The 7,316-nt window shown below is 73.7% G+C and carries 6 protein-coding genes and 1 pseudogene; 2 read left to right on the plus strand and 5 right to left on the minus strand.

Going from position 1 to position 7,316, the window contains the following annotated elements:
• Positions 1-153 precede the first annotated feature (153 nt).
• From hpt to dacB, 4 genes are all read right to left on the minus strand, one after another.
• Complete coding sequence (hpt, locus tag ACZ7LK_RS31630; protein WP_392275693.1) at positions 154-693, minus strand: hypoxanthine phosphoribosyltransferase; 540 nt, start codon at positions 691-693, stop codon at positions 154-156.
• Between the two features lie 41 nt (positions 694-734).
• Positions 735-1,790 carry a tRNA lysidine(34) synthetase TilS gene (gene tilS / locus ACZ7LK_RS31635; protein WP_471144592.1) on the minus strand — a complete coding sequence of 352 codons (1,056 nt, stop codon included), beginning with the start codon at positions 1,788-1,790 and terminating at the stop codon, positions 735-737.
• Between the two features lie 201 nt (positions 1,791-1,991).
• The gene (locus ACZ7LK_RS31640) at positions 1,992-3,119 is read right to left on the minus strand and encodes a zinc-dependent metalloprotease (RefSeq protein ID WP_392275379.1); all 1,128 of its coding nucleotides are present in this window, start codon (positions 3,117-3,119) and stop codon (positions 1,992-1,994) included.
• Positions 3,120-3,174: 55 nt separating this feature from the next.
• Positions 3,175-4,587 carry a D-alanyl-D-alanine carboxypeptidase/D-alanyl-D-alanine endopeptidase gene (dacB, locus tag ACZ7LK_RS31645; protein WP_471144595.1) on the minus strand — a complete coding sequence of 471 codons (1,413 nt, stop codon included), beginning with the start codon at positions 4,585-4,587 and terminating at the stop codon, positions 3,175-3,177.
• A gap of 175 nt (positions 4,588-4,762) precedes the next feature.
• Here dacB and ACZ7LK_RS31650 point away from each other — a divergent pair, with 175 nt between their 5' ends.
• Complete coding sequence (locus ACZ7LK_RS31650; RefSeq protein ID WP_073756976.1) at positions 4,763-5,257, plus strand: inorganic diphosphatase; 495 nt, start codon at positions 4,763-4,765, stop codon at positions 5,255-5,257.
• A 109-nt stretch (positions 5,258-5,366) separates the two neighbouring features.
• Positions 5,367-7,037, plus strand: coding sequence for a threonine/serine exporter family protein (locus ACZ7LK_RS31655; protein WP_392275380.1), 1,671 nt, complete (start codon positions 5,367-5,369; stop codon positions 7,035-7,037).
• 70 nt (positions 7,038-7,107) lie between these two features.
• Here ACZ7LK_RS31655 and ACZ7LK_RS31660 read toward each other — a convergent pair.
• A pseudogene (locus tag ACZ7LK_RS31660) lies at positions 7,108-7,316 on the minus strand (DedA family protein); the annotation flags it as partial.

The following is a 7,316-nucleotide window of genomic DNA, read 5'->3' on the forward strand; positions in this document are numbered from 1 at the left end:
GCCCCGTCCCTCCTGCCCGTAGGTAAATGCTGCTATGAGAAAAGACTGTTCTTCGGACGGTACCCCAGCATTGTCACCCGCGACCGCCTTCCCATGCTCCAACGGCGGGAGGGCGGTCCAGGTTCCCGGGGACCGGCGGGTCTCCGGGGTCGTTCAGCCGCCGTAGACGTGCGGCGCGAGCGTGCCGACGAACGGGAGGTTGCGGTACTTCTCCGCGTAGTCCAGGCCGTAGCCCACGACGAACTCGTTGGGGATGTCGAAGCCGATCCACTTCACGTCGATCGCGACCTTCGCCGCCTCCGGCTTGCGCAGCAGCGTGCAGACGTCCAGGGAGGCCGGCTCGCGCGAGCCGAGGTTCGACAGCAGCCAGGAGAGCGTGAGGCCGGAGTCGATGATGTCCTCGACGATCAGGACGTGCTTGCCCTTGATGTCGGTGTCCAGGTCCTTGAGGATCCGGACGACGCCGGAGGACTGGGTGCCCGCGCCGTACGACGAGACGGCCATCCAGTCCATCGTGACGGGGGTGGACAGCGCGCGCGCCAGGTCCGCCATCACCATGACGGCCCCCTTGAGGACACCCACGAGGAGGAGGTCCTTGCCCGCGTACTCCGCGTCGATCTTCGCGGCGAGCTCCGCCAGCTTCGCGTCGATCTCTTCCTTGGTGATGAGCACCGACTTGAGGTCGGTGCCCATGTCTTTCTCGTTCACCCGGGTCACTTTCGTTGCAGCCTGCGTCAGCCTTGCCGAATGACCAGTCTGCCACCCTGGCGGCGTGCCTCGACGCGGCCGGGCAGATTGATGGCCCCCTGGCCCCGCCAGCCGGTGATCAGCCGGTCCAGTTCCTCGACGTGCCGGGCGAACAGGGAACCGGCCGGGGCCCCCTCGGCGATGGCCGCGCGGCGCAGGACGCGGCGGCGGACGGCGGGCGGCAGCGCGTACAGCTTGGCGCACTCCAGCAGGCCCGCCTCGTCCCGCAGGGACGGGTCGACGTCGGCGGCCCAGGCGTCCAGGGCGTCCGCGTCGTCGCGGCAGAGCCGGGCCGTCCGGGCGAGGGCCTCCACGACGCCCTTGCCGAGGGACTTCTCCAGGGCGGGCAGGCCCTCGTGGCGCAGCCGGGAGCGGGTGTAGGCGGGGTCGGCGTTCATCGGGTCGTCCCAGACAGGCAGGGACTGGACCATGCAGGCCTTGCGCGCGGTCTGCCGGTCGACCTCGAGGAACGGGCGGCGGTAGCGGTCGCGGCTGCCGGAGACGGCGGCCATGCCGGACAGGGAGCGGATGCCGGACCCCCGGGCGAGGCCGAGCAGCACCGTCTCGGCCTGGTCGTCGCGCGTGTGGCCGAGGAGCACGGCGGCGGCACCGAGGCGCTCGGCGGCTTCGTCCAGCGCGGCGTACCGGGCGTCACGGGCGGCGGCCTCGGGCCCGCCGTCGCGCCCGACGGTCACGGCGACCGCCTCGACCGGGTCGAGGCCCATCGCGGTGAGGCGGGCCGCCACCTCGGCGGCGCGGAGGTCGGAGCCGGGCTGGAGGCCGTGGTCGACGGTGATGCCGCCGGCACGGACGTGGAGTTTGCGGGCCTCGAAGGCCAGGGCGGAGGCCAGCGCCATGGAGTCCGCGCCACCGGAGCAGGCCACCAGGACGAGCGGGGGCCGGTGGGACCCGCCGGTGCCGTCGGCGGCGGCGGCGGTCGTGCCGGCCGCGGGGTGCGCGGGAGCGGGGTGTTCGGTGAGGACGTCGTGGAGTACGCGGCGGACCGCCAGGCGTATCGCCGCGACCGCAGGATGGGGACCCATGTCCGGTGCCCTTCGTGTGAAGTTGGGGGGGTGCCTCGGTCGGAGTCTTAACGGCCGGAGCGGGGGGTTCGGTCACTCAGAGTGCGTCGATGGTGACAGAACTCGGCCGTTACCCGAGCATCGCACGCCTACCCACTGCCCACGGTCCCTCGGATGGGTGATTGGAGGGGCGTTGTTCTGCCGTCGGCCGGATCGGGCTCCTCATTCTGCTTTACGGTGCACCCTCGCGACCCAGTCCGCCGGTTTGGCGATCTCCGCCTTGGTGGGGAGCGTGTTCGGGGAGGTCCACACCCGGTTGAAGCCGGCCATGCCGACCTCGTCGACCACCGCCCGGACGAACCGCTCGCCGTCCCGGTACTGGCGCAGCTTGGCGTCCAGGCCGAGGAGCCGGCGCAGCGCCTGGTCCAGGCGGGAGGCGCCCTTGGCGCGGCGCTGCTGGAACTTCTCCCGGATCTCCGCCACCGACGGCACGACCTGCGGCCCGACGCCGTCCATCACGTAGTCCGCGTGTCCTTCGAGCAGCGACATCACGGCGGTGAGGCGCCCGAGGATCTCGCGCTGTTCGGGGGTCTGCACCAGCTCGACGAGAGAGCGGCCGCCCTCGTCCTCCTCGCCCTCGGGGCGGGCACCGGTCAGGGCCTGGGCGGCCTCCCGCAGGCGCTCCAGCACGGTCATCGGGTCCATGTCGGTCGCGGCGAGGAATGACTGGATCTCGCCCTGGAGGTGGTCGCGCAGCCACGGCACGGCCGTGAACTGGGTGCGGTGCGTCTCCTCGTGGAGGGTCACCCACAGGCGGAAGTCGTGCGGGTCCACGTCCAGCTCCCGCTCGACGTGGACGATGTTCGGCGCCACCAGCAGCAGCCTGCCGCCGCCGCCCTCGCCGGCCGGCAGGTCCCGGGTGGCGGGGGCGAACGTCTCGTACTGGCCGAGGACCCTGGACGCCAGGAACGACAGCAGCATGCCCAGCTCCACGCCGGTCACCTTGCCGCCGACCGCGCCCAGCACCGCGCCGCCGGGGCTGTTGGAGCGGCGTTCCTGCATCTTCTCCAGCAGCGGCTTGAGCAGTTCCCGGAAACCGGCGACGTTCGCCCTGATCCAGCCGGCCCGGTCGACCACCAGGACGGGGGTGTCCTCCGGTTCGTGCCCCTCGGGGATCATCCGGGTGAAGGCCCGGACGTGTTCCTCGGACGCCTTGGCGTGCCGCCGCAGCTCGGCGACCACCGCGCGGGCCTCGTCGCGGCTCACCTCGGGCCCGGGGCGTACCAGTCGGGTCGCGGTCGCGACCGCGAGGTTCCAGTCGACCATCTCGGCACCACCGATGCTCGTCATGCGTCAACCGTACGTGCTCGGCGGCGGATCGGGTCAGGGTGCGGCGCCGACCGGCTCACGCCACCAGGGCGGCGGCGAGCCTGTCCAGGGCGGGCTGGGCGGTGGCGGCGGAGGGGGTGCGGCCGGCCAGGAACGCGAACGCCAGCAGGCGGCCGTCGGCGTTCACCACCGTGCCGGCCAGGGCGTTGACGCCGGACAGGGTGCCGGTCTTGGCCCGTACCAGCCCCGCGCCGGCGGCCCCCGGGGAGCCGTCGGCGTAACGATCCGCCAGGGTGCCGCTGAAGCCGCCGACGGGCAGGCCGGTGAGGACCGGGCGCAGCTCGGGGCGGGCGGGGTCCGCCGCCCGGGCGAGCAGGGCGGTGAGGAGGGACGCGGAGACGCGGTCGCGGCGGTCCAGGCCGCTGCCGTCGGCGAACCTCGCTCCGGCGAGCGGTACGCGCAGCCCGCGCAGCCGCTGGGCGACGGCACGGCCGGCCCCGTCGAAGCTCGCGGGCAGGCCGGCCGCGATGGCGGTCTGGCGGGCGAGGGCCTCGGCGAGGTCGTTGTCGCTGGTGGTGAGGGCCCGCTCGACGAGGGCGGACAGCGGCTGGGACCAGGTCCTGGCCAGGAGGGTGGCCTTCTCGGGCGCCCGCGCGCGGGCCGCCGCGCCCCGCACGGTGACGCCGTGCTCGGCGAGCCGGCCGGCGAAGGCGCGGGCGGTGTCGCCGGCCGGGTCGGCGGAGCGGGGGGCGGGTCCGGCGGCCGGGGCGGCGAGCCGGCCCTCGTCGGTCATCAGGGCGGTGACCGGGGCGATGTTGTCGTTGACCCCGATCGGGTGGCGTTCGGGGCCGGTGTACCGGGAGGTGTCGTACGTCAGCGTGATCTCCGCGACGCCACGCGACCGCAGGGCGCGGGCGGTGTCGGCGGCCAGGGCGCGCAGCCGGGTCGCGTCGAGCGTGGGGTCGCCGCCGCCGACGAGCGTGACGCGGCGGGCGTCGGGGCCCGTGACGGCCGTGGTGGCGATGCGGTGGTCGGGGCCGAGCGCGTCGAGGGCGGCCAGCGAGGTGGCGATCTTGATGGTGGAGGCGGGGGTCATCGGGGTGCCGGCCCCGTCGCCGTAAAGCTGCTTCCCGGTCGTGACGTCGATGACGCACGCCGTGCGCAGCGGGCCGAGCCCGGGATCGGCGAGCAGCGGCGCCAGCGCGGCCGCGAGGGGCGCGGGCCGGGGGCCGGCCGGGCGGGAGTCCGCCGGGGCCGCGGCGGCGGTGAGGGCGGTGAGCACGCCGGGGGCGCTGGGGGCCGGGGCGGGGGGCCGGGGGGCGGGGCGTTCGGGGCCCGCCGCGTGGTGATCTGCGCCACCTGTGGGGGCCTGGGCCGCGGCGCGGGCGCGCTCGGCCGTACGCTGACCCGAGTCCCAGGGCCCGGCCAGGGTCACCGCCCCGGCGGCCAGGACGAGGCCGAGCACGGCGGAACCCGCGGTGAGCCGCATCAGCTTCGGCTCCAGCACGGCTGACCAGCCCCTTTCGCGAGCACACAGTTGCGTGAGGGACACTTAACCACTGAGCTGTGCCGTGAGCACGGCGCCCCCGGTGAGCACGGCGGTCCGGTCCTGCTGGGGGAGCAGTTTCACCCGACGTTTTGTGTTGATCTTGGAGGAGCCACCCGTGGAGTTCGACGTCACCATCGAGATCCCGAAGGGGTCGCGGAACAAGTACGAGGTGGACCACGAGACCGGTCGTATCCGACTGGACCGCCACCTCTTCACGTCGACCGTCTACCCGGCCGACTACGGCTTCGTCGAGGGCACCCTGGGCGAGGACGGCGACCCGCTGGACGCGCTGGTCATCCTGGACGAGCCGACCTTCCCCGGCGTGCTGGTCAAGTGCCGCGCCATCGGCATGTTCCGGATGACGGACGAGGCCGGCGGCGACGACAAGCTGCTGTGCGTCCCCGCCTCGGACCCGCGCATGGAGCACCTGCGCGACATCCACCACGTGTCGGAGTTCGACCGCCTGGAGATCCAGCACTTCTTCGAGGTCTACAAGGACCTCGAGCCCGGCAAGTCCGTCGAGGGCGCCGACTGGGTCGGCCGCGCCGAGGCCGAGGCCGAGATCGAGGCCTCCATCAAGCGTCTGGAGGCGCAGGGCGGCGCTCACTGAGCCCCCCTTCCCCCGCGTGACGGGCGGCGCACCCCGCGGGTGCGCCGCCCGTCGTCGTGTGGCAGCCCTTGGCCGTGCCCATACTGGGCAGGCGGGTCGGATGGGTCGGATGGGAGCGAGGACGAGCACAGTGGCGCCGGAGACGGACGGTCCGGAGGACCGTAAGCCCCAGTCCGATGAGGCACACAGCGCTTTCGCGCCACCGCCGGGCGTGGAACCGCCCCCGGGTGCCGAGGAGGACCAGCAGACGACGTCGGAGTTCGCCCTCCCCCAGGGCCTGGTGCCGGAGGGGCCCGCCGAGCCGGAGGGGTCGGCCTTCGCCCCGCCCTCCACGTACTCGGCGAAGGAGTCCCCGCCCGCGTTCACGCCCGCGGAAGGGTTCCCCGCGATACGGCTGTCCAAGGACGCGCCCTGGCAGGACCGGATGCGCACCATGCTGCGCATGCCGGTGAGCGAGCGGCCGGTGCCGGAACCGGTGCAGAAGCAGGACGACGCCGGCCCCGCCGTGCCGCGCGTGCTCGACCTGACGCTGCGCATCGGCGAGCTGCTCCTGGCGGGCGGAGAGGGCGCGGAGGACGTCGAGGCGGCGATGTTCGCGATCTGCCGCTCGTACGGGCTCGACCGCTGCGAGCCGACCGTGACGTTCACCCTGCTGTCGATCACCTACCAGCCCTCGCTGGTGGACGACCCGGTGACCGCCAACCGCACCGTGCGCCGGCGCGGCACCGACTACACCCGGCTCTCCGCGGTCTACACGCTGGTCGCCGACATCAACGCCGAGGACTACGAGGTCTCGCTGGAGGAGGCGTACCGGCGCCTCGCGGAGATCCGCCGCAACCGACACCCCTACCCCGGCTGGGTCCTCACCGTCGCGGCCGGCGGGCTCGCGGGTGCCGCGTCCATGCTGCTGGGCGGTGACGTGGCGGTGTTCCTCATCGCCGCGGCCGGCGCGATGCTGGGCGACCGGCTCGCCTGGTTCTGCGCGGGGCGCGGGCTGCCGGAGTTCTACCAGTTCGCGGTGGCCGCGGTGCCGCCGGCCGCCCTGGGCGTGCTGGTGAGCCTGCTGCACGCCGGGCTCCAGCCGAACGCGGTGATCACCGGTGGGCTGTTCGCGCTGATCCCGGGGCGGGCGCTGGTCGCGGCCGTCCAGGACGGCCTGACCGGCTTCTACATCACCGCCTCCGCGCGATTGCTGGAGGTCGCGTACTTCTTCGTCGCCATCGTGGTCGGTGTGCTGTCGGTGCTGTACGGGGGCGTGCAGCTCGGCGCCAAGCTCAACCCCGAGGGCGTGCTGAGCGCCGTCGAACGGCCGGTGCTCCAGATCCTCGCGGCGGTCCTGCTGTCCGTGACGTTCGCGGTGCTCCTCCAGCAGGACCGTTCCACCGTGCTGTTCGTGGCGCTGAACGGGGCGGCGGCATGGGTGATCTACGCGTCGATAGCGGTGACGGCGGGCGGCTCGACGGTGATGGCGACGGCGGTCGCGGCGGGGCTGGTGGGCCTGTTCGGGCAGCTCATGGCCCGGTACGAGCACACGTCGTCGCTGCCGTACGTGACGGCCGCGATCGGGCCGCTGCTGCCGGGCAGCGCCACGTACCTGGGCGTGCTGAACATCGCCCAGAACAACATGGACGCCGGGTTCACGTCCCTGGCGCGGGCGGCGGCGCTGGCGCTGGCCATCGCGATCGGGGTCAACCTGGGCGGGGAGATGGCCCGCCTGTTCATCCGGGCGCCCGGCAGCGCGGCGGTGCGCCGCGCGGCGAAGCGCACCCGCGGCTTCTGACAGGGGGCGGGGGCGCGTCGCCCCCACCCCCGCCCACCGGCCGGCGCCGCCCGGCAGGGCGGGACCGGCGTCAGCGCTTGGCGTGGCGGCCGCGCTGGGCCGGAGGGGTGCCGTCCTCGGGGGACGCGGCGGGCTGCTTCTTGCTCTGCGAGCGGGCCCGGAGGTACTCGATCACGATCGGGACGACCGAGACCAGCACGATGAGGACGAGGATCGCCTCGATGTTCTTGTGGACGAACTCGATGTTGCCGAGCGACGCGCCGAGCAGCGTCACACCCG

It is taken from the genome of Streptomyces sp. NPDC039423 (assembly GCF_055598725.1).

What these genes read in the sequence shown, in the direction of transcription:
- hpt (WP_392275693.1), bottom strand. Translation starts at nt 693, where the DNA reads ATGGGCACCGACCTCAAGTCGGTGCTCATCACCAAGGAAGAGATCGAC.
- tilS (WP_471144592.1), bottom strand. Translation starts at nt 1,790, where the DNA reads ATGGGTCCCCATCCTGCGGTCGCGGCGATACGCCTGGCGGTCCGCCGC.
- ACZ7LK_RS31640 (WP_392275379.1), bottom strand. Translation starts at nt 3,119, where the DNA reads ATGACGAGCATCGGTGGTGCCGAGATGGTCGACTGGAACCTCGCGGTC.
- dacB (WP_471144595.1), bottom strand. Translation starts at nt 4,587, where the DNA reads ATGCGGCTCACCGCGGGTTCCGCCGTGCTCGGCCTCGTCCTGGCCGCC.
- ACZ7LK_RS31655 (WP_392275380.1), top strand. Translation starts at nt 5,367, where the DNA reads ATGGGAGCGAGGACGAGCACAGTGGCGCCGGAGACGGACGGTCCGGAG.